This window comes from Hymenobacter daeguensis (assembly GCF_054780555.1).
Genome location: NZ_BAAGWC010000001.1, coordinates 700,006 through 722,738 on the forward strand (window position 1 = coordinate 700,006; position 22,733 = coordinate 722,738).

11 protein-coding genes are annotated in these 22,733 nt (G+C 64.3%); 10 read left to right on the forward strand and 1 reads right to left on the reverse strand.

The genetic code is table 11. The features are described 5' to 3' along the window. The first annotated feature begins 12 nt into the window (after positions 1 to 12). The 6 genes from ACYVHT_RS02965 to ACYVHT_RS02990 all read left to right on the forward strand — a co-directional run bounded on the left by ACYVHT_RS02965 (position 13) and on the right by ACYVHT_RS02990 (position 12,298). Positions 13 to 4,527 carry a hypothetical protein gene (locus tag ACYVHT_RS02965; RefSeq protein ID WP_460547778.1) on the forward strand — a complete coding sequence of 1,505 codons (4,515 nt, stop codon included), beginning with the start codon at positions 13 to 15 and terminating at the stop codon, positions 4,525 to 4,527. Then, positions 4,524 to 5,975: a contractile injection system tape measure protein gene (locus ACYVHT_RS02970; RefSeq protein ID WP_460547780.1), complete on the forward strand. Its 1,452-nt coding sequence runs from the start codon at positions 4,524 to 4,526 to the stop codon at positions 5,973 to 5,975. The genes ACYVHT_RS02965 and ACYVHT_RS02970 overlap by 4 nt, the downstream gene beginning before the upstream one ends. Positions 5,976 to 6,146: 171 nt before the next feature. Continuing rightward, positions 6,147 to 9,443: an eCIS core domain-containing protein gene (locus ACYVHT_RS02975; protein WP_460547782.1), complete on the forward strand. Its 3,297-nt coding sequence runs from the start codon at positions 6,147 to 6,149 to the stop codon at positions 9,441 to 9,443. 2 nt (positions 9,444 to 9,445) lie between these two features. After that, the gene (locus ACYVHT_RS02980) at positions 9,446 to 10,015 is read left to right on the forward strand and encodes a T6SS immunity protein Tdi1 domain-containing protein (protein WP_460547784.1); all 570 of its coding nucleotides are present in this window, start codon (positions 9,446 to 9,448) and stop codon (positions 10,013 to 10,015) included. Positions 10,016 to 10,058: 43 nt separating this feature from the next. Beyond that, positions 10,059 to 10,955 (forward strand): hypothetical protein, encoded by an 897-nt coding sequence (locus tag ACYVHT_RS02985; RefSeq protein WP_460547786.1) that lies wholly within the window; start codon positions 10,059 to 10,061, stop codon positions 10,953 to 10,955. Between the two features lie 5 nt (positions 10,956 to 10,960). Then, entirely contained in the window at positions 10,961 to 12,298 is a 1,338-nt protein-coding gene (locus ACYVHT_RS02990) for an ATP-binding protein (protein WP_460547788.1), read from the forward strand. A gap of 101 nt (positions 12,299 to 12,399) precedes the next feature. Here the strand turns inward: ACYVHT_RS02990 and ACYVHT_RS02995 are convergent, their stop codons facing one another. Then, positions 12,400 to 15,618: a fibronectin type III domain-containing protein gene (locus ACYVHT_RS02995; protein ID WP_460547790.1), complete on the reverse strand. Its 3,219-nt coding sequence runs from the start codon at positions 15,616 to 15,618 to the stop codon at positions 12,400 to 12,402. Between the two features lie 269 nt (positions 15,619 to 15,887). Between ACYVHT_RS02995 and ACYVHT_RS03000 the strand changes: the two genes are divergently transcribed. From ACYVHT_RS03000 to ACYVHT_RS03015, 4 genes are all read left to right on the forward strand, one after another. Further along, positions 15,888 to 16,487 (forward strand): sigma-70 family RNA polymerase sigma factor, encoded by a 600-nt coding sequence (locus tag ACYVHT_RS03000; RefSeq protein ID WP_460547792.1) that lies wholly within the window; start codon positions 15,888 to 15,890, stop codon positions 16,485 to 16,487. Between the two features lie 140 nt (positions 16,488 to 16,627). Continuing rightward, positions 16,628 to 17,686: a FecR family protein gene (locus ACYVHT_RS03005; RefSeq protein ID WP_460547794.1), complete on the forward strand. Its 1,059-nt coding sequence runs from the start codon at positions 16,628 to 16,630 to the stop codon at positions 17,684 to 17,686. Positions 17,687 to 17,838: 152 nt separating this feature from the next. Then, complete coding sequence (locus ACYVHT_RS03010; RefSeq protein WP_460547796.1) at positions 17,839 to 21,162, forward strand: SusC/RagA family TonB-linked outer membrane protein; 3,324 nt, start codon at positions 17,839 to 17,841, stop codon at positions 21,160 to 21,162. A 9-nt stretch (positions 21,163 to 21,171) separates the two neighbouring features. Beyond that, a complete protein-coding gene (locus ACYVHT_RS03015; protein WP_460547798.1) occupies positions 21,172 to 22,731 on the forward strand; it encodes a RagB/SusD family nutrient uptake outer membrane protein in 1,560 nt (519 codons plus the stop codon). The last annotated feature ends 2 nt before the right edge of the window (positions 22,732 to 22,733 follow it).

A 22,733-nucleotide genomic window follows, 5' to 3' on the forward strand; every position in this document is an offset into this window, starting at 1 on the left:
CCGCCACCTGCCATGCAAGCGCTACAAGATACTTACCCCGTCTTTGAGGCCAACCAGGTGCTCACCAACGCCCACCTGAACCAGGTTTTCGACTACCTCGACGAGCAGGAGCGCCTGACGCGGGCCAACCTCATTGGCATCGGCATTGTGTGCGGACTGGAAATCCGGCTCGAAACCACGGCCGGCGTCAGCACCATTCACCTCGGGCACGGCTGCGGCATCACCTCGGCAGGCTACCTGATGCTGGAGCCGGACGACGTGGCGCTGGTGGCGTACCGCGACAATTACACGGTGCCGCCGGAGCCCGGCTACGCGCCCTTTCTCGACCCGGTGACGCACGCGCAGTACCCGCTGTGGGAGCTGTTTCCGGCCGGCGAGCCCAACGTGAAGCCGCTGGCCACGCCCGCCAATTTCCTGCAGGACAAGGCCGTATTGCTGTTTCTGGAGCTGAAAAAGGAAGACCTGCGCAATTGCAGCCCCATCAACTGCGACGACAAGGGCGCGTCCGTGAGCGTGACCGTGCGCCGGCTGCTGGTCACGGTTTCGGACCTGGCCAAAATCATTGCCGCCGCCAATCAGCTCAGCACCACGCTCACCGGGGCCGACCTGGAAAGCGCCCTGCTCGGCCGCCTCAACCTGCCCGACCTGCGCCTGCCGCGCTTCGACGTGCCCAACACCCTCCCGGTGACGAGCGAGGAAGTGCTGAGCGGCTTCCACTCCGTTTTCTATGAGGAAAAACTGGTGCAGCGCACGGCCGCGGCCCTCACGGCGGCTTACAATGCTTTCCGGCCGGTGGTGCAGGCTGATTTTGGCACCAATCCGTTTGCCGGCTTCAGCGCGAAGTTTGGCTTTCTGGATGCGGCCCCAGCCACGACGGCGCAGGTGCGCTTTCTGCCCTATTACTACGACTTTTTTGGCGACCTGCTGCAGGCCTACGACGAGTTTCGGTGGAAGGGCGCGGAGCTGCTGTGCGCCTGCTGCCCCGACGAGGACCTGTTTCCGCGCCACCTGATGGCGGGCGTGCTGGTGCCGGCCTCGGTGCCCAATCCGGGCCTGTACCGGCAGCGGTTTCTGGGGTCGGCGGCGGTGAGCGGCTGCGAGGAGCTGAGCGCCGAGCTGCTGCAGCTGTTTCGGCGGCTGGTGGAAATGGTGGCGCGCTTCACGGCCACGCCCCCCCTCACGCCGGCCAACGCGGCAGCGGAGCAGATTCGCCTCACGCCCAGCAAGCTGGCCGACGTGCCGCTCTCGGACAAGGCCATTCCCTATTACTACCTGCAAACCGGCACGCCGCCGCTCTACCAGCTCTGGAACCCGCAGCGCACCCGCCGCAACCGCGCCAACCAGAACCTGGGCTACCGCGCCGCCGAGTACCAGCCCACGCCGCCCGCCTTCGTCACCAACCCGCTGCGCTACGACCTGGAGCCCTACAACTTCCTGCGCGTGGAAGGCCACCTGGGCAAGGGCTACCAGAGCACCCTGGCCACGCTGCTCACCCTGAAGGAGCGCCACCGCCTGCCCATCGACATCATCGCGCTGCGCACCGGCGCTTTCGATGAGAAGATGACGGTGGACCTGACCAGGGAATCGGCGAAGTTTCAGGACCTGGAGGCGCTGTATGACACGCTCCGCGAGGAAATGCTGACCGGCCTGGCCGAGGGAGCCCGGCATTTCTACGGCGTGCTGATGCCCAAAGGCGTGGACCTGGCCGGCGTGGCCAGGCTGCCGCTGCTGGCGAAATACGCGCCGGGCCTGCCCTACGCGAAGGGCTCGGTGGGCGCGTGGTTCGAGAAAAACCTGACCACGCTGCTGGGCCTGCCCTACATCGACGTGGACCAGACCCGCGTGAGCGACAACACCATCTGGACGGTGTTCTGCCTGCTGTTTCAGCACGCCGCCGCGCCGCAGCCGGAGTTTTACCCGCACGTCGTGGCCATCTACTACTTCCAGAAGCTGGCCGATGTGCTGCCCGCCAGCCTGAACGCCGTGGGCTTTGAGGACCTGCAGAACAAGTACGAAGACCTGCTGGCCCTGGCCCGCTACTTCCGCAGCGAGGCCGTGGAGAACTTCCCCACCGACCTGGCCAGATTCCTGCCCCAGGAAGACCTGATTGACCAGTTCGATGCCGTGCTCTACTCAGCCCGGCTGAGCGCGCTGCTGGCCCTGCGCGAAGAGTACAAGCGCCGCCTGCGCGAGCTGAAGCAGCAGCAGTTCCTGAGCTATTTTCTGAGCCAGCACCCCGGCATTCAGCACAAAGCCGGCGTGCCGATGGGCGGCACCCTCATCCTCGTGTACCACGACGACCCCGACCCGGTAACAGCCGGCACGGCAATAATTGGAACGCTGGGCGGGCTGCTGACGGGTGCGGGCACCGGCATCAGTGTGCTCAACGCCGCGCCAGGCACCGTGCTGACGCAGCCCGCCCTGCCCAATCTGAGCCAGCCCGGTGTGCGCCTGCTGGAACGCCGCGAGACCGGCCCGGCTGAGGAAGTGGCGGCGGAGAAAGACACGTTGGACATCAACGAGAAAAACCCCTCGGCCACCGACAGAAAAGGCGTGCTGGAAGCCGCACTGGAAGCCGCGCTGGACCGCATCGGGGCCAACGCGGCCTTCAAGGACGACCCCGATGTGCGCCTGCTGCTCGGTGCCCTGACCGGCGGGGCCGCGCCGCCCATCCGGCTGCAGCTGCCGGGCCTGCGCGGCGCGGCGGCCGATAAAATCATCCGGCAGGCGGTGGACGAGCTGGCCGACGGCACCATCATTGCCGATTTTTACCTGCCCTACCTGGTGAGCAGCGGCGGCGGGGTGCAGTTTGTGCTGCCCAAGCCGCCGCCCACGTTCACGTTCACCATCGGCTGCACCGGTGCCGACCAGCAGGCCGCCGTCACGCTGGCGCCGGCCGGGGGCATGCCGCCCTACAGCTACAAAACCGACGACGGCACCTTCCAGCCGCTGAAAGGCTCGTTCCCGCTGGGCGCGGGCGAGCACCAGGTGGTGGTGCGCGATGCCGAGGCCAGCGAATCGGCGCCGCAGACGGTGGCGGTGATGGGGCCGCTGGCGCTGGGCGAGGCCAGCTTCGAGTGCGTGGGCGACGGCAACGAGTACCTGCTCACGGCGAACATCAGCGGCGGCACGGCGCCCTACACGGCCAGCCGGGGCAGCGTGGCGGGCACGCAGTACCAGAGCGACCTGCTGCCCGGCAACCAGGACGTGGCCATCACCATCACCGACAGCAGGCAGTGCAGCATCACGCAAAGCTTCAGCCATTCGTGCCTGCCGCCGCTGGGATTCACCACCCAGGCGGGCTGCACTGCCGGCAACGAGGCCTCGGTGCAGGTGTTGCCGACGGGCGGCACCGCGCCCTACGGGGTGCGCGTAGATTCCACCAACGGACGGTTTACGCCCCTGACCGGGCCGCTGACGCTGACCGTGGGCACGCACACGGTGTATGTGCGCGACGCGGCCGGGGTGGTGACGCCGCCGCAGTCGGTGGTGGTATTTCCGCCGCTCACGCTCACGGCCTCCGATTTCGTTTGCGAAGAGCTGGCCACCTACACGGCCACTGTTCAGATTTCGGGCGGGCAGCCACCCTACCTTTTCAACGGCGCGGCTGTGGCGGGCATCACCGTTACCACCGCCCCCACGCCCAGCGGCCAAACCGTGCGCGTGGAGGTGATGGACGCCAACAAATGCACCGCTCAGCTCGAACTGACGCACACCTGCCAGGAGCCCTGCAACCTGCCCTGCGACGGGCAGTCGCGCCGCTGCGCCTACCGCCTGTGGGTGCAGCCCCCCGCGAAGGGCCACGAGTACGAAGCCTACGACACGGCCAACTCCCGCATCATTTTGCGCTACAACGGCACGGCCTTCACCCTGCCCGGCAGCCTGGTGGCCATGCCGACGCAGGGCCTGAACGGAGATTTCGACAACACCGTTGGCAGCATGGTGAAGCGGCTGAACGAGGCCATTGCCCAGGAAATAGGCCCGGGCCGGGTAGAGCTGAGCTTCCGGCCCGATGCGAAAGACCCGTTTGCGCTGCTTCGCATTGAGCATTTCGTGTGCGAAACCTTCAGCCTGGGTTTCAACTACCTGGCCGCTACGCCCCAGCCGCTGCTCACGCTGAGCGTGGAATACACCAACGAGCCGGAGCCCAGCGGCGCGCCCTTCGACGGCGTGACGTTCCTCAACCGCCGCGCCAACAACCAGCGCACCCAGGTGCCCGCCTTCGACTGCGCCGAGCGCAACCAGTGCACCGGCACCGAGTTGGAGCCGCTGTGCAAGGGCTCGAAGGCCCGGGCCGACATCAAGGAAGCTTCGCTGACGTTCACCGGCGGCGTGGGCGGCGTGGCCGAAAGCACCATCGTGGCTTGGGTGTGGGACTTCACGAGCGCACCCGCCGGCAGCACCTTCTTCACCGGCAAGGTGGTGACGCCCGGCGTGAGCAGCGACGGCACGGCCCGCCTCACGGCCATCACCAACCGGGGCTGCTTCGCGGTGGCCGAAGCGGAGTATAAAGCCGGGAAGCCATGACGCACCACATTCGGCAATACCACCTGCACGTGGCCCTGCACGGCACCGAGGCCGACGGGCTGATGCTGCAAAGCCAGCTCAGCCGCCTCTGCGCCGACTACCTGCTGCCCGCCCTGGCGCAGGTGCTGGACCGCTGCGCCCCGCCCGGTGTGCACCTCGTCCTCGACCGGCTCGACCTCGAAGCCGGCCCCCTCGCGCTCGACCGGCTGGAGCAGGACGCGCCCGCCCTCCTCGCGCAGGCCGTCGAAAAAGCCCTGCAGGAAAAAACGGCGCAGCTGCCGCTGGCACCGCAGCCGGCGGCGGCCGACCTGCAAGTAAAAACCACGCCCCAGACCGTGGAGGAGGCCTTTTTTCACTTCCTGAACACCGGCCAGCTGCCCTGGGCCTTCCGCCTGCCGGAAGGCCGGCAACTCGAGCAGGCCGTGCTCGGCGCCTGGGCGGCCGTGGCCGGGCCGGCGGCCATTACCGGCCGCGTGCGGGAGGCATTGCGGCGGGCGCTGGCGGCGGCCACGGTGCGGCAGCGGCTGGCGTGGCAGTTTTCGGCTGCTTTTCGGGAGAAGCTGATGGCTACGCTCTGGCCGGAAAGCCAGCGGACCCTGGCCGCGGTTGGCGGGGTGCTGCAGCTGGCCGGCAAGGCATTCGGGCCGGCTTTGGATGAAGCGGTGAGCGGGTTCGAACGGCTGCTGTGGGAGGTCGCGCTGACGCACATTGCCCGAGGCGCAGCCCCGAACGCCGATGAGGCAGTGCGTGAAGCCTGGCTGCGGCTGCCCGCTTCGGCGCGGCAGCAGACGGGGCTGCAAGCCGTGCTGGAAAAGCACTGGCCCGGCAGCACGCAGCCACCAGCTGCGGCTGGTTCGGCGGCGGCAGCGGCGGCTACGCGGGCGGCAAGCCCTGAAGCCGGGCCCGCCGAAACGCCAGCCACCGGGGCAGGAAACCTCCCGGAGCTCAAACAGATTTCCTACCTCGACAACGCCGGCCTGGTGCTGCTGCACCCCTTTCTGCCGCGCTTTTTCGAAGGGCTGGGCCTGACGAAAAACAACCAGCTGCTGCAGCCCGAGCGGGCGCTGTGCCTGCTGCATTTCCTGGCCACCGGCCAGCGCAGCGCCCCCGAATACGCCCTGGCCCTACCCAAGCTGCTGTGCGCCGTGCCGCTGGGCCAGCCCGTGGCTACCGACCTGCCCCTGACCGCGGCCGAAATCGACGAAGCCGAAGTGCTGCTCCAAGCCGTGGTGCAACACTGGACGGCGCTGCGCAGCACCTCGCCCGACGCCCTGCGCGGCACCTTCCTGGCCCGCGCCGGCAAGCTCGCCTACCGCCCCCAAAGCGCCGACTGGCTGCTGCAGGTAGAGCCCATGAGCTACGACATCCTGCTCGACCAGCTGCCCTGGGGCGTTTCGATGATACAGCTGCCCTGGATGCCCCGGCTGCTGCGCGTGGAATGGGGCTGACGTCCGCTCAACCCCTCATCCTGAGTGCAGCGAAGGACCTTATGCTTGATGAACCGCTTACAGCAAGCCAAACGTGATAAGGTCCTTCATCGCGCTCAGGATGACAGGTGACATTACGACCACCTGACGGTCTGACCACCTCGCTACCACATACCCCGTGCCAACAGCACCATGAAAGCCACCGCCGAAAAATCGCCCACCACCACCCCGACGCCTGCGAAGCAGCCGTCGGGCCAGCCCTTCTTTGCGAAGGCAGGCGGGGGCAATTTCTTCGAGCCGGCCCCGACTACGACCACCGCCGCGCCGCCCGTGCAGCTGAAGCTGACGGTGAACAAGCCCGGCGACAAGTTTGAGCAGGAAGCCGACCGCATGGCCGACAAAGTGATGCGAATGCCTGCCCCCGACGCACCCGCCGACAAGCTCCAGCGCGCCCCCGAAGAAAAGCTGCAGAAAAAGGACGACGACAAGCTTCAGAAAGCGCCCACCCCGGAGGAAAAAATTCAGCGGGCGGAGCTGAAAGACGATAAAATCCAGAAAAAGGAGGAGGACAAGCTGATGCGCAAGGGCGACGGCACGCCCGCCGTGGCGGCCACTACGCAGTCGGCCATCCGGCAGAAAACCAGCGGCGGGCAGCCCCTTTCGGCCGACGTGCGCAGCTACATGGAGCCGCGCTTCGGGGCCGATTTCAGCCAGGTGCGGATTCACAGCGACCCCGAGGCCGCCAGCCTGAGCAACCACCTGAGCGCCCGCGCCTTCACCCACCAGAACCACGTCTTTTTCTCGCGCGGCCAGTACCAGCCCGGCACCAGCGAGGGCAAGCAGCTGCTGGCTCACGAGCTCACGCACACCATTCAGCAGGGCCACGCCGTGCAGCGCAGCGCCGCGCCGGTGAGCACCACGGCCACGCCGCCGCCCGTGCAGCGCCTGGGCGTGCAGGACGCCCTCGACTACTTCGCCGATAAGGCCTACCACATTCCCGGCTACCGCCTGCTGACCATTGTGATAGGCTTCAACCCCATCAATATGCGCTCGACGGACCGGAGCGCGGCCAACATCCTGCGGGCCCTGGTAGAAGTGGTGCCGGGCGGCCACCTCGTGTCGCAGGCCCTCGACAACCACGGCGTGTTCAACAAGGCCGGGGCCTGGGTCGAGCAGAAAATGGCGGCCTTCGGCGACATCGGCGCGGAAATCGTGAGCGGGCTGAAACGCTTCATCGACTCGCTGAGCTGGACCGATATCTTCGACCTCGGCGGCGTGTGGGACCGCGCCGTTGGCATTTTTTCCGGCCCCGTGGGCCGGCTCATTTCCTTCGCGGGCAGCGTGGTGCTGGAGCTGCTGAAGATGGTGAAAGATGCCATTCTGAAGCCGCTGGCCGCCCTGGCACAGGGCACGGCCGGCTACGACCTGCTCCGCGTGGTGCTCGGCGAAGACCCCATCACCGGCGAGCCCGTGCCGCAAACCGCCGACGCGCTGATTGGCGGCTTCATGAAGCTCATCGGGCAGGAAGAAATCTACCAGAACCTCAAGAAGGGCAACGCGCTGGCCCGCGCCTACGCCTGGTTCCAGGGCGCGCTGGCGGGGCTGATGGGTTTCGTGCGCAGCATTCCGGGCCGCATCGTGCAGACCGTTTCCTCGCTCACGTTCCAGGATATCATTACGGTGGCGGGCGCGTTCTCCAAAATCGTGGGCAGCTTCGCCAGCATTGCCAGCGACTTTTTCAGCTGGGGCTTCCAGCAGATTATCGGCCTGCTCGAAATTCTGTTCTCGGTGGTGGCGCCGGGCGCCGTGCCCTACATCAAAAAGGCCCAGGGCGCGTTCCAGTCCATCATCAAGAACCCGGTGGGGTTTGTGGGCAACCTGGTGGCGGCCGGCAAGCTGGGCTTCCAGCTATTTGCGGCCAACATTGGCGAGCACCTGAAAAATGCCCTCATCAAGTGGATAACCGGGCCACTTGGCGAGGCCGGCGTGTACATCCCCAAATCCTTCACACTCACCGAAATCCTGAAGCTAGTGCTCTCGGTGCTGGGCCTGACGTGGCAAAATATTCGCGGTAAGCTGGTCAAAATCATTCCCGAGCCGGTGCTGGCGGGATTGGAAAAAACGGCCGGCATCCTCGTTACGCTGGTGAAAGACGGCCCTGCCGCCGCCTGGGAGCAGATAAAAGCCGAGCTGAGCGAGCTGAAAGACCAGCTCATCGCGCAGGTGACCCAGATGGTGACCAGCGAAATCGTGAAGGCCGCCATCACCAAGCTGGTGAGCATGCTAAACCCGGCCGGGGCCGTCATCCAGGCCATCATCGCCATCTACAACACCATCACCTTCTTCATCCAGAAAATCAGCCAGATTGGCGCGGTGGTCGGCGCGTTTATCGACTCCATCGCGGCCATTGCCGCCGGGCAGATTTCCGGCGCGGCTAAGAAAGTGGAGGCCACCATGGCCAGCACGCTCACCATTGTCATTGGCTTCCTGGCCAAGTTTGCCGGGCTGGGCAACGTGCCCGACAAGCTGGTGGGCATCGTGAAACGCATCCGGCAGCCTATTGATAAGGGGCTCGATAAGATTGTGGCCTGGCTGGGGGCTATGCTGAAGAAGGCCGGCAATGCAATTTCCAGCGCGGTCAAGTCCTTCTTCGCGCCCAAATCCTTCAAGGTAGAGGGCGACGACCACAGCCTCTACCCCGACGGCGCGGGCGAGCCGATGGTGGCCAGCAGCAACCCGCAGCGCCTGGCCAACGCGCTAACGGAGCTGGGCGGCGACGTCGGGCTGGCCACGGAGCTGAGCCGAATTAACAAGCGCCTGGCCGCCGCAACCGACCCAACCAGGCAAGCCGAAATTCAGAAGGAAGCCGACAAGCAAACCAGTAAAATTGTCACCGTGCTGGTGCAGCTGAAATATGGCAGAGGCACCAAGGACACGATGCCATTGGCAACGGTAGCGTTCAGCATTTCCGGCAATGCCGTTGAGTTCCGCCGCCAGATTGCCATGCAGGAAGCCGAGCTCAAAAGCATGAAAGTGGGCGACTGGCAGCGCAACCGGGCCAAATTCGTAGGTTTCGGCCGCGAAAGCCGGAGCATTGACACCGACGCCAAACGGGCCCAGGAATTTGCCAGCAAAATAATTGCCGACGTGAATGCCATCACCGGCCTTTCTACCGGCGACCGAAATTCGCTACTGAAATACGCCAATTCCAAAGGTCGAATTACGCAGCAAACCGGCAAGGATTTGGCGCTTTCCATTGCTGAGCGCCTGATTGGCCGGCGCTCCTCGTCGGGCAAAGCCGTGCTGCACACCGTGGACCAGGTGGCCGGCGGCAGCGCCACCGTGTATGGCGACGAAACCGGGGTTTTGGGCAGCTCGGCGGTAAATTCATCCATCGGCTCGCAGTGGAAAGATAAAATTGCCGATGTTGACACCAAAGCGAAAGGCGTGAAGGCAACCGCAACGGTCAATGTAAAACTAAGTGCCTAACTATGTGTAACCTCGACGACTTTCTGGCCACGAATCCCAGAACCAGAAAAATTAAATCGATTGACGAATCTGCTATTTCGGAATTAGCTGAATACCACACGCCGCCCGATATTATTGCGTTTTTACATACGGAGGGAATTGCGACTTTTCGCGACGATTTTTTCTGCTCTACCCTGCCCCGGGAGCATTTCGAAACCCTCTCGGAATGGGGACTAAAAGGCGAAGAATGCCACACGTTTTTAAAAACTGCTTTGGGTAGTCTCTGCTTTTCGCTGAAAGGAAAAATTTATCAATTAGAGCCCCTGAAAGGCATTGTGTATAAAGGCCGGTTTCCCTTCTGCGAATTCATGAATCTATTGGTTCCAATGGATTCCTTTATGGAAGGGTCTTATTTCGACATTTATCAGAAAATTAAGAGCAAGGTCAAGCTTCGGCCCGATGAAATTTATGGATTAACCCCTGCCCTGCCGTTGGGCGGCAGCCTGGAAACGTCAACATTTGAAGTAGTGAAACTGCGGGAGCATTTGGCGTTTCTGGCCCAGTTATTTGATAACAAGGCGCGGAAATTATAACGCAAATCCAGCATGTTTTCAACTGAATTTCAGACAACTGCACATGGCCTACTCTTTCAACATCAGCTCCAGCGTGTTACCGAATGGCCGCACGGCGTATTACGGCACGCGCCTGAATTCACCGGAAACCCGTTTTGTAATTGGCTATCGCACCAAATACGAGGATAATTTCGGGCTATTTAATATCGACACCGCGCCGGGACTGGTGTATTTGCCCGCCGATTACCGGGCTGCGCACGACGTTTGGGCCGACTTTATTTATCCCACGGCTTACGTGGAAAGCAAGGGCTCTTTTTTCTGCCTGAATACCTACGACCGGGCCCGGTTTACGTTCGGCTTTATGCAGTATGCGGCGCACGTGCCCAACGGCGACTTTGTGCGCCTGCTGCGGATGCTGCTGCAATTGCCGCTGGCTCCGGACTATTTTCCCCGGCTGGAGCTGAAAAACAAGCACATTTTCTATCGTAGCGACGAGCAGATTCTGACCCAACTGGAAGACGATAATTCCACGATGGGACTGATGAATTACCTTAACCCCACGCTGCTCGACATTGAAACCCAGGAAACCATTTGCGCGGCGCGCATGGTGCACTGGGCGCAGCACGACGCCAGGCACCGGGCCGCGCAGGTACAGTTGGCCATTGCCTTTTTTCAGGCCAATCTGCCGTACTACCACCAGCGCCTGGGCCTGGCCGGTGCGCCCATGAAAGTGTGCGCGGTGGTGTGCGATATTCTGCACCAGGGCCGGGGCACGTTTGCGCGCATGGCCGCCGCCCTCGACACCGGCGGCAACTGGGAGCGCGCCTACACCAACCTGCTCACCGTTGGCGCGGCCAACTACGCCGAGCGCATCACCGCGCTGAAGCGCAAAATAGCCGAAGGCGTGAGCTCCGGCGTGTTTAACAAGACCTACGATGCCGCCCACAACACTTTCGTATAAGCTATATGAGTGCTGAAAGTGGCCGGATTCCCAACTTCGCCAACCTGACCACGGCCCTCGCCTACCTGCGCACGGTGGTGGCCGGGCAGCTGCAGCAACGGGGTGGCCCGGCCGCAACCGTGCCCGACGACGGCCCGGCCTACCTGCGCGATGGCTCGCCGTTTGCCGAGTTCATGGCCCGGCACGAGCCCACGTTTGCCGAGTACGTGCTGCTGCTGCTGGCGCTGGCACCGCACGTGCAGCCGGCGTTTTTCAGCGCGTTATTGGCCGAGCATCTGCCCGAGGGCGGCGACTTTCCGGAGTTTGGCGGCGTGCGCGGCAGCAGCCACCGCGGCCTGCTGCCCACCGGCGAAACCGCGCAGTTCGTGCTGGCCGGCCCCGACCTCGAACAGCGCCTCGAAGTGCAGCGCCTGCTAAGTCCGGAGCACTGGCTGGCACGCAAAAACATCCTGCAGCTGGAGCCTGTGCGCGAGGGCGAGCCCCGCCTGAGCGGCCGCCTGCTGCTCGACGCCGAAGTGGTGGAGCAGCTCACCACCGGCACCGTCAGCAAGCCGCGCTTCAGTGCCGACTTCCCGGCCGAGGCCATCGAAACGGCCCTGGACTGGGCCGATTTGGTGCTGCACCCCGGCACCCGCCGCCAGATTCGGGAAATCGAAAACTGGATAACCTACAGCCCGACCCTGCTCCAGGAATGGGGCATGGGAAAACGCATAAAGCCCGGCTACCGGGCCCTGTTCTACGGCCCGCCGGGCACGGGCAAAACCCTCACGGCCACGCTGCTGGGCAAGCACACCGGGCAGAACGTGTTTCGCATCGACCTCTCGCGGGTGGTGTCGAAGTACATTGGCGAGACGGAGAAAAACCTCTCGCGCCTGTTTGATAAGGCCGAGAATAAAAACTGGATTCTGTTCTTCGACGAGGCCGACGCCCTGTTTGGCAAGCGCACCGGCATCCGCGACGCGCACGACAAGTACGCCAACCAGGAAGTAGCCTACCTGCTCCAACGCATTGAGGGCTACAACGGGGTGGTCATTCTGGCTTCCAACCAGCGGGCCAATATCGACGAGGCGTTTACGCGGCGGTTTCAGTCCATCATCCATTTCCCCATGCCCCGGCCCGAGGAGCGGCTGGCAATCTGGCGCAAGTCTTTTCCGCCCCAAATCCACATTGCCGCCGACGTGGACTGGCCCCAACTGGCTGCCCGCTACGAGCTGACCGGCGCGGGCATCCTGAACGTGGCCCACTTCTGCGCCATCGAGCTGCTGGCCGCCGGAGCCCCGGAAATGACGCTGCAGCGCCTTGAGGCAGGCATTCACCGGGAGCTGGTGAAGGAAGGAAAGTAGGCTGCCCCGGCCTGCTGCGCACGTCCGGGCATTGCTTTGGCTCAACAAAAAAAAGGCCTCCCCATGCAGGGAGGCCTTTTTCGGAGGCGGTTAGCGAAGCGCTATTCCAGCACGACTTTGCGGGTCAGAACCTGGGCACCAGCTGCTACGCGCAGGGTGTAGAGGCCGGCGGCGAGGCCGCGGGTGCTCAGGGTCTGCTCGGCGGTGCCGGTCAGGTTTTTGGTGAGCACCACCTGGCCCAGGGCGTTGAGCAGCGAAGCCTGGCCGGCGCCGCTCAGGCCGCTCAGCTTGAGGGTGAGCTGGCCGGTGCTGCTGGGGTTGGGGTACACCAGCAGGGCGTCGGTGTCGGCCTGAGCGCGGGTAGCGGTCGGCGTGGCCAGGTTCGTGCCGGCAATGGTGAACGAGCCGGTGGCATCGTTGCTGCCGTAGCCGCTCACGGCCACGTAGTAGCGCGTGCCAGCGGTGAGGCCGGTTACGTTCAGAGGAGTCGTAAGGGCCGTGTTGTTGGCCCCCGACGATGCGCAGGTCAGCAAGGTCAGCGTGGCCGAGCAGCTGGCCCCCGAGTACACCCGCACGGTGCCGGCCGGCGCGCCGGTCAGCGTGAGCGAGGTCGAAGTAGCGGTGGGCACAAAGCTGAACCACACGTCTTTGGGCAGGCTGGCAGTCGAGCAAACGGGGTTGGTGGGGCCGGCCGTGGTGGTGGCGCCCACGTTTGAGCCCGTTACGGCCGTGGTGCCGAAGGCCGTAGCGCCGCAGGGGTCGTCGTTTGAAGGCGGCGTGAGCGGCGTGGTGAAGCTGATGGGGCCGGCCAGCGTGCTGCTGCCGTTGAAGCTGCCGCACACCTGCTGCACGTAGAACTGGTAGGCCGTGTTGGGCTGCAGGCCGGTGATGGTCGTGCTCAGGCCGGTGATGCCGGTGAGCGTAGTGCTGCCCGTGCCCGTCGGCGGCGTGAAGCCCGAGGGACCGTAGATAACCGTGTAGGTGCTGCCCGTGGTGGTCGAAGTCCAGTTAACCACTGCCGACGTGTTGGTGATGGTGCCGGTGGCCAGGCCGGTGGGCACCGGGCAGTTGGGCACCGGCGTGGCGCAAATGGTGAAGTTGCCGAGCGTGCCGGTGGTGCTGTACTCGTTCACGCGGATGTAGTAGGTGGTGCTGGGCGTGAGGTTGCTCAGGTCGAGGTTCGGCGCAGCCGTGTTCGAGGCCGTGCCCACGCAGCTGATGTAGGTGAGCGGGCCGGCGCAGGCCGTGCCCGAGTAGGCGCGCACCACGCTGGCCGCGCCGCCCGTTACCGAGATGCGAACAGCCGTGCTGGTGGGGCCGGTAGCGGCCGTGGTGAAGGTAAACCACACGTCGCGCGGCGAGGTAATCGAGCCGCAGCCCGTGCCCTGGCCACCCGTGCCGTACACCGACGAGGCCGTGGTGGTGGCACCAAAGGTGGTAGTGGACAACGGCGTGCAGGTATTGTTGATGGTCAGCACGGTAGCGCCGCAGGGTTCGTCGTTCACAATGAGCGTGGTGAAGGACTGCGGGCCGGCGGTGCCGGAGTTGGTGCCCGCGCCGCAGTTGGCCGTCACGTAGAACTGGTAGGTGGTGCCGGGCGTGAGGCCGGTGAGAGCGTAGGGCGGAGCCGTCAGGCCGGCCACGGTGGTGTACACGTTGGTGGCCGAGGCCGGCAGCGCGGGGTTGAAGCCGGTGGGGCCATACACTACGGTGTAGGTGCCGGTGCCGCCCGTCAGCCACGAGAGCGAAGCGGTGGTCGTCGTCGTGGTGGCCGTGAGCGAGGCCGGCGTGAGGCAGCCCGTAGCCGATTCCAGGATGAGGTTATCGAGGCCGATATCGTTGCTGCCATAGTCGCCACGGCCCCGGAAACGAATGACCGAAGTAGCCGAAGTAGCCGTGATGGGCAGCACCTGCGTCACGAAACCAGCCCCCGTTACGCCGTAGCGGCCCAGACGCGAGTACGTAGTGCCGCCATTGGTGGAAAGCTCCACAATCAGGGAGTCGGTCCCGGCCGAGTTGTTGATGTCGAAGCTCAGGCGCTTGGCGCCGGCGGCGCTCAGGTCCACATACAGGTCGAGGGTGCCGAGGATGCCCGCCTGCACCCAGCCGCTGTGGAAGCGGGCCGAGCGTGCGCCCTGGCTGCTCACCGGGGTGTAGATATAGGCCGTGGGGCTGGTCCAGCTGGCGGCCGTGCCGTCGTCATCGCGCCGCCACGAGTTGTTGCCCGTTGCCGGCGTGGTGCGCCACGAAGCCGAAGGCACGTCGCGGGTGTTGCACGAGCTAATCCAGGTGCCTTCGAAGCTTTCCACCACGGGCAGCGTAGCATAGGTCGGGGCCGACGAGGAGATGGTAACCGCCGTGGAGTTGGCCGACTGGTTGGTGCCCGTGCAGGTCACGCGGGCGCGGTAGAGCGTCGTCGTCGTCTGGCCCGATACCGTGTAGGTGGTGCCGGTGGCACCGGTGATGTCGGTGTACGAGGTGCCGCCGTTGGTCGAAGCCTGCCACTGGTAGGCCAGGCCGCCATCGGTAGAAGCCCCCGTGAGCGATACCACGATGCCGGCCGAAGCGCAGGTGTTGGTGGCCGTGGCCGTGGCCGTGCCGGCCGTGGGCGTGCTGTTGCACACGGGGTTCACGCTGATGCCCATCACGTTGAGCACACCAGTCGTGGAGGTTTTGTTGAAGCTCACGCTCTGCACCGACTTGGCGATGTTGGCCGCCGAAATGGTGTAGCGGAACTCATAGAGGCGGGGGTCCACCGTGCTGTTTGTGATGCTGTTGTCGGCGGTGCTCACGCGGCCCAGGCCCACAATGGCCGCGCCGGTGCCACCATACCAGTCGCCCACCGAGGTGGAGGGGAACACCTGCGTGGTGCCATCGGTGAAGGTCACCGTGACCACCGCCGTGCTAACGCCGCTACCCGACGAAGCCAGCACGTAGATGTCGCCGGCCGTGCGGGGCGTCGTCAGCGTGAGGGCGCCGGTGCCGGCCGTGGCCAGGCGCAGCGAGTTGTTGGCCGTGTACGCCGCCAGCTGGAAGCTCAGGCCGCTGGTGTTGGCGCTGTTGATGAGGCCCGAAGCCGGCAGGCCCGAGGTAGCCACCGAACCAGTGGGGTTGGTGTAGCCCACCGCCATCAGGGCGTAGGAAGCGCCGTCGAAGTCGAGGGAAACCCGGGACAGCGCAGTGCCGGTGCCATCGGCTACTACGTCGGCGGTGTAGCCCGTCACGGCTACCGGGACCGGAGCGGCCTGAGCCGCACCCGCGATGCCCACGCCCAGGGCGCACAGCATCGATTTGTACGTTAAAGTAAGCAGTTTTCTCATTATAAAAATGGGGGTTTAGAGGGTAGCCCAAATGTAAAACAAAACCCAGGCTTAATTACCTTACCCAGTGTTCTTTCAGAAATTTTTATTAAAAAAAGCTGTATTGATTTACTTGATTTTTTGTTGTGAGTCCTCACTCATTCCGTATCATCATATCTTGCCAGGGTGCTACTTTGCCGGGCAGCCCCCCCGGCAAGGCCGAACAACACAAACGGCTCAGCTTTTCGTAGAGGCTGGCTTACTCCCCTTCGATGTCACGCCCCGCACTCGTGCCTGCTTCCGTACCCGTACTGCTCCCGTACGCCGCCCGCGACGATGCCGCCCTGCTGCAGGCGCTGCACCAGGATGATGCCCAGGCTTTTGCCGAGATATACCGCCGCTACGGCCTGGGCCTGCTCGAGCAGGCGTTTCGCAAAACCGGCTCCCGCGAGGCGGCCGAGGAAATCGTGCAGGATGTCTTTGCCGCCCTCTGGCACAAACGCGCCACGGCCGACATCCAGAAGCTCCCCGAATACCTGGGCACGGCCGTCAAATACCAGGTTATCAATCTCATCAAGACGCGCCTGACTCACGCGGGCTACCTGGCCTACTGCCGCACGCTGGCTTCCGAGGCCGACCACCGCACCGAGGAAGACCTGGCCGCCGCCGACCTGGCCGGGGCCCTGCGCTCCGGGCTGGCCCACCTGCCGGCGCACACCCGCGAAATCTTCCAGCTCAGCCGCGTAGAGCATCAAACCGTGCCGCAGATTGCCGGCCGGCTCAAGCTGTCTACCAAAGCCGTGGAATACCACATTACCCGGGCGCTGCGCCTGCTGCGCATCTCGCTGAAAGATTTTCTGCTGGTGCTGATTATTTTATTAACTAATTAGCGCACTTACTATCACCCGGTTACAGTCCTTTTCCGGTTGTTTATCGGGGCAACGAACGGCCGGCCTGCAAAAAATAAATCCTCCGGGCTTAGGGGGTAGCGCGGGTTGGCTGACTACTCCTTTACCCACCCCTCCGCGCCATGGCCAAGGACCAATCCGAGTTTCGTGATTTACTGCGTCGCTACCAGCGGGGCGAGTGTACGCCCGTGGAAAAGCAGCGGCTGGAGCGCTGGTATCACCAGCTTGGCGCGGGCCAGCCGCTCAACCTGGACGCTGCGGAAAAAGAAGCACTGGCGGCCACCGTCTGGCAGCGCATTGCCGACCAGACCACGCTGGGCCACCGCCCGGCTCCCCGCACCCAGGTCCTGCCGCTCTGGAGCTCCTGGCCGGCCAGTGTGCGCTGGGCGGCCGCAGCGGCCGTGGTAATAAGCACCGGCCTGCTCGGCGTGCAGCTGGGCTATGGGCCGCTGCGCTGGAACAATCTTACCCTGCAGCCCACCCCGCCGGCCAGCCGCCGCGCCGCGCCGGTGCAGTGGCAGGTGTACACCAACGCCTCGGCCTACGAAACCCAGATTGCCCTGCCCGACGGCAGCGCCGTGACCCTGGCCCCGGCCAGTACGCTGAAGTATTCGCGTGCCCTTCAGGGCTCGCGGCGCGTGGCTTACCTGCGGGGCGAGGCATTTTTTGATGTTTTTCACGATGCCCGGCACCCCTTCCTGGTGTTTACCGACAAGGTGGTCACGTCGGTACTGGGCACCAGCTTCGAGGTGGAGGCCTACGCCACCCAGCCCGATGTGCAGGTGCGGGTGCACACCGGCGCAGTGCGCGTGAGTGCCCGCGAAGCTGCAGCCGGCGCGGCAGCAGCCAGCGTGGTGGTGCTGCCCAATCAGCAGGCCGTGTACTCGCCGGCCCGGCACCAGCTGCGGCGCGATTTGGTGGCCCGGCCAGCATTGGTGGCGCCGCAGTCCTTCGTGTTTGTAGACCGGCCGGTGGCCGAAGTGCTGGCGGCCCTGGAGAAAGCCTACCAGGTTGATATTGTGTACGATAAAGCAGCACTGCAAAGCTGTACCCTCAACCTGACCCTGGGCAGCGAGCCGCTGTTTGAGAAACTCACCATCATCTGCGAAGCGCTGGGAGCCTCTTACGAGCAGGCCGACGGCCGCATTCTGTTTCATAGCCAGCCCTGCCAGGCTGAATAGTTGCTCACTTTTTTCAGCTGCCTATGCCTGCCCGTCCCGCAATCGATTCCGGAAACTAATCCATTTCCGCTTCTCCTGTCACCGCTGGCTGCGACCGTATTCGGCGCGCCGGCCGGCTTCCGACGATTCCCACCAAACCCCACTCCCTTTCTATGTCAACTCCCTTACAATTCTCACGTTTTTTGCGGCGGCTTCGGCCTCTGGTGCTGCTGCCGGGCCTGCTGTGCCTGCTGGCGGGCCTCGGCCCGGCCTCGGCCGCGCAGCCGGTGCTGGACCAGCCCATCACGCTCCAGGCCACCGACGAGCGCATGGCCACGGTGCTGAGCAAGATTGAGGCCCAGGCCAAGGTGCATTTTCAGTACAGCCGGCAGCTCATCGGGGCCAGCCGGCGCGTGTCGGTAAATGCCGTGGGCCTGCCCCTGGCGCAGCTGCTGAGCCAGCTGCTGGAGCCGCTGAAGATTGACTACAAGGTCATCAACGACGGCATTATCCTGCGGCCCGCGGCGGCGCTGGTCGCGCCCGGCGCGGCGGCAGCCCCGGCCGACGCGACGGTGACCGGCCGCGTGGTCGATGAAACCGGCGCGGGCCTGCCCGGCGTCAACGTCATCGTGAAGGGCGGCACCACGGGCACCCAGACCGACCCGGACGGCAGGTTTTCCATTGCCGTGCCCGAGGGCGCCACGCTGGTGTTCAGCTTCGTGGGCTACGCGTCGCAGGAAGTGGTGGTGGGCTCGCAAACGACCATCAACGTCTCGCTGGCGACGGATACCAAGTCGCTGAGCGAAGTGGTGGTTGTGGGCTACGGCACCCAGCGCCGGCAGGACCTGACCGGCGCGGTGGCCCGCGTGGAGGGCTCGGAGATTGTGAACCAACCCGTGCAAACCGCCACCCAGGCGCTGCAGGGCAAGGTGGCCGGCGTGCAGATTATCAGCGACGGCACGCCCAACGCCCAGCCCAAGGTACGTATTCGGGGCACGGGCACGCTGCTGGGCGGCGCCGAGCCGCTGTACGTGGTGGACGGCGTGCAAACCACCGACATCCGCAACCTGAGCAATGCCGACATTGCCTCGATTGACGTGCTGAAGGATGCTTCGGCCGCCGCCATCTACGGCGTGCGCGGGGCCAACGGCGTCATCATCGTGACCACCAAACAGGGCAAGCTGGGCAAGCCGGTGCTGAGCTACAGCGGCACGGTGGGCTTCAAGGAAGCAGCCAAAGTGGTGAAAATGGCCGACACCGGGCAGTATACCAGCTACCTAAAGGACGTGGCGCCCACGACGGTGATTCCGACCAGTCCGGCCAACACCAACTGGTACGACGAAATCCTGAAGCGCGGCACGTTCCAGAACCACAACCTGGCCGTGTCGGGCGCGTCGGAGAACGTGAAGTATTACTTCTCGGGCAACCTGCTGCAGGACGATGGCACGGTGATTAACAACAAGTTTCAGCGCCTGACGGTGCGCTCCAACACGGCGTTTACGCTCTCGGATAAGGTGACCATCAGCTCGAACGCCTCGTTCAGCCACGCCGATACGCGCATCGTGAACCTGAACGCCGCGTATGGCAACGCCTACCGCGCCGCGCCCATTATCCCGAGCAAAGTGAACGGCCTGTACGGCAACACCTCGGCGTTCGGCAACGTGGGCAACCCGGTGCTGGACATCGAGAAAAACGATAATAAAAGCCTCGACAACCGCCTGCAGGGCAACATCGGCCTCGACGTGCGGCCGGTGGAGTGGCTGACGCTGCGCTCGGCCATCAACGTGGATTTGATGTCGAACAACAACCGCACCTACGACTACCAGTACCTCAACGACGGGGCCACGTTCATCACCACCGGCGGCAACCAGCGCAACCCGCGCAGCAACCTGGCCGTGACGCAGACCAACGCCTACCGCTACCTCTGGGAAAACACGGCCACCTTCCAGCGCACCTTCAACGAGGACCACAACCTGACCGTGCTGGTGGGTACCGTGACCGAGGAAGGCATGACCACGCCCCTCTCCGGCAGCCGCAAAGACGTGCCCGCCGACCCCAACCAGTGGTACCTCAACACCGGCGACCCCACCTCGGCCACCAACAACCCCGTCGACCCCAACAACCCCGACCCCGGCCTGCCTTCCAAAGACCGCCGCATCTCCTTCCTGGGCCGCGTCAATTACGCCTACCGGGGCAAGTACCTGCTGACCACCAACCTGCGGCACGACGCCACGTCGAAGTTTGCCGCCAACCGGCGCAACGGCTTTTTCCCCTCGCTGGGTTTGGGCTGGGTGATTTCGGAAGAAGACTTTTTGAAGGAGAACAAGACGCTGAGCTTCCTGAAGCTGCGGGCCAGCTACGGCCAGCTCGCCAACGACCAGATTCCGGCCAACTCCTACGTGCTGACGGCTAACTCCAACATTCCCTACGTCTTCAACGGCACGAACGTGCTGGGTGCCACCATCACGCAAATCAAGGACGGCAACGTGCGCTGGGAAACCACCACGGAGTACGACGCGGCCCTGGAATTCGGCTTTCTCGACAACCGCCTGACCGGCGAGGTGACCTACTACAACAAGCGCACCACCGACGCGCTGATTCCGGTGAACATTCCCGGCATCCTCGGCGACCCCGACAACCAGCTCATCACCAACGCCGCCGACATCACTAACCGGGGCGTGGAAGCGGCCCTGAACTGGCGCGCCAGCATCGGCAGCAGCTCCGATTGGAGCTACAACATCGGCGCCAACGTGACCTTCAACCAGAACCGCATCGCCAACCTGAACGGCGGCCAGGCCCTGTTTGCCGGCACCAATCTGGTGACGAAATCCGACAACGGCGTGGCCGCCGGCAGCTTCTTCCTGCTCGACGCCATTGGGGTGTACCAGACGGCCGACGAAATCACGAGCGGGCCGCGCTCCACCTTCAACCCCAAAGTGGGCGACCTGAAATACGCCGATACCAACGGCGACGGCGTGGTTGACCTCAAGGACCGCAGCTACTTTGGCTCCTACCAGCCACCGGTGTATTTCGGCATCAACGGCGGGTTGAATTTCCGCAACGTGGACTTCTCCTTCGTGTTCTCGGGCAACCTGAACAACAAGGTCTACAACGCCAAAAAGCAGCTCCGCAACGCCATTACCGACAACGTGGAAGCCAGCTTCGCCAACGACCGGTGGACGGCCAGCAACCCCTCCAACACCACGCCCAGCGCCCTCACCCAGGGCATGCCCAACTCCACCTTCTTCCTGGAAAAAGGCGACTACCTGCGCCTCGCCAACCTGGTGCTGGGCTATACCGTGCCCGGCACGGCGCTGGAAAAAGCGCACCTGGCGTCGGTTCGCATTTACGCGGCTGCCCAGAACGTGTTTACGGCCACCAAATACACCGGCTTCACGCCGGAGCTGGCCGGCGGCCCGCTCGATTCGGGCATTGAGGCCAGCACCTACCCCACCAGCCGCACCGTGACCCTGGGGCTGAACGTCAACTTCAAATAAGCTACGCCGATGAAACCCAATTTCTCCGCCTTCTCCCGCCGCGCCGGCACGGCCGCGCTGGCCCTGACGCTGGCCCTCGGCAGCGGCTGCAACAACTTCCTGGACGTGCCGCCGCAGGGCCAGCTCAGCGAAGACGCCATTCGGACCGACCCGGCCGCCGCCCAAAAGCTGGTCGATGGCGTGTACAACGCCATGTACCTTGGTGGTTTCGGGCCCGATACACACGGTTTGCAGTTCGTCATTCTCACCGACATTGCCTCCGATGATGCCGACAAGGGCAGCACGCCCAACGACTACGGCGACGCCCTGACCATCGACAACTTCACCCTCACGCCCACCAACGGCACCGTGAACAACGCCTGGAATGGCTACTACCAGGCCATCGGCCGGGCCAACCAGGCGCTCGATAAAATCCCGCTCAGCCCGGCTTCGGATGCGGTGAAGAACAACCTATTGGGCCAGGTGCGCTTCCTGCGCGGCTACTTTTATTTCAACCTCGTGCGCCTGTTCGGCGGCGTGCCGAAGCTGGACCGTGTGCCGGCGGCTTCGGAAATCAACAGCCCGCAGTTTCAGCAGCGCGCCTCGGCCGCCGACATCTACGCCTTCATCATCAGCGACCTGCAGTTTGCCGCCGATAACCTGCCGCTGAAGGGCGCCACCGAAACCGGCCGCGCCACCAAAGCCGCCGCCCAGGGCCTGCTGGCCAAGGTGTATCTGTATCAGAAAAACTACCAGCAGGCCTTCAACCTGACCAATGAGATTGTGCAGGGCCGCTCGGGCTCCTACGCCCTCTACCCCACTTACGCCGACATCTGGCGCACGGTGGGCAACAACAGTTCGGAGTCGATTTTCGAGGTGCAGGCCGGCGTGAATGCATCGTGCGACAACTCGGCCATCCAGCTCTACACCGTGAGCCAGGGCCCGCGCTCCGGCGGCCGTGGCGGCTGGGCCGATTTGGGCTTTGGTTTCAACAACCCGACCATTGAGCTGGCCAATGCATACGAGCCCAACGACGTGCGCCGGGCGGGCAGCATCATCTTCATTCAGCCCACGGCCCCGGCCGGGCAGCGCTCCACCGGCACCGTGCTCTGGGACGGTTTCCGCATCCCGAGCAAGGACTCGGTGGAGAATTTCCGCTACAGCTACAAGGCCTACCATAGCCGCACCCGCGAGCCCAACTGCGGCAACAACGACTACCTGCCCAAGAACATCCGCATCCTGCGCTACGCCGAAATCTTACTCATCCACGCCGAAGCCGCTGCCCAACTCGGCAACGCCGCCGCCGCCCAGGCCGACCTCGATGCCGTGCGCGTGCGGGCGGGCCTGACGGCCGGTTCGCGCACCGCCACGGTGCCCAACATCTGGCTGGAGCGCCGCGTGGAGCTGGCCCTGGAACACGACCGGTTTTTCGACCTCGTGCGCCAGGAAAGCGTGACGCCGGGCCGCATCGTACCCATTTTCGCGGCCCAGGGCAAGACGTTTGTGCGCGGCAAACACGAGCTGTTCCCCATTCCGCAGGCCCAGATTGATTTGAGCGGCGGGCTGCTGACGCAGAATCCAGGGTATTGATT

Excerpts from the sequence above, each read along its gene's own strand:
- ACYVHT_RS02965 (WP_460547778.1), top strand. The coding sequence starts at position 13 with ATGCAAGCGCTACAAGATACTTACCCCGTCTTTGAGGCCAACCAGGTG.
- ACYVHT_RS02970 (WP_460547780.1), top strand. The coding sequence starts at position 4,524 with ATGACGCACCACATTCGGCAATACCACCTGCACGTGGCCCTGCACGGC.
- ACYVHT_RS02975 (WP_460547782.1), top strand. The coding sequence starts at position 6,147 with ATGAAAGCCACCGCCGAAAAATCGCCCACCACCACCCCGACGCCTGCG.
- ACYVHT_RS02980 (WP_460547784.1), top strand. The coding sequence starts at position 9,446 with ATGTGTAACCTCGACGACTTTCTGGCCACGAATCCCAGAACCAGAAAA.
- ACYVHT_RS02985 (WP_460547786.1), top strand. The coding sequence starts at position 10,059 with ATGGCCTACTCTTTCAACATCAGCTCCAGCGTGTTACCGAATGGCCGC.
- ACYVHT_RS02990 (WP_460547788.1), top strand. The coding sequence starts at position 10,961 with ATGAGTGCTGAAAGTGGCCGGATTCCCAACTTCGCCAACCTGACCACG.
- ACYVHT_RS02995 (WP_460547790.1), bottom strand. The coding sequence starts at position 15,618 with ATGAGAAAACTGCTTACTTTAACGTACAAATCGATGCTGTGCGCCCTG.
- ACYVHT_RS03005 (WP_460547794.1), top strand. The coding sequence starts at position 16,628 with ATGGCCAAGGACCAATCCGAGTTTCGTGATTTACTGCGTCGCTACCAG.
- ACYVHT_RS03010 (WP_460547796.1), top strand. The coding sequence starts at position 17,839 with ATGTCAACTCCCTTACAATTCTCACGTTTTTTGCGGCGGCTTCGGCCT.
- ACYVHT_RS03015 (WP_460547798.1), top strand. The coding sequence starts at position 21,172 with ATGAAACCCAATTTCTCCGCCTTCTCCCGCCGCGCCGGCACGGCCGCG.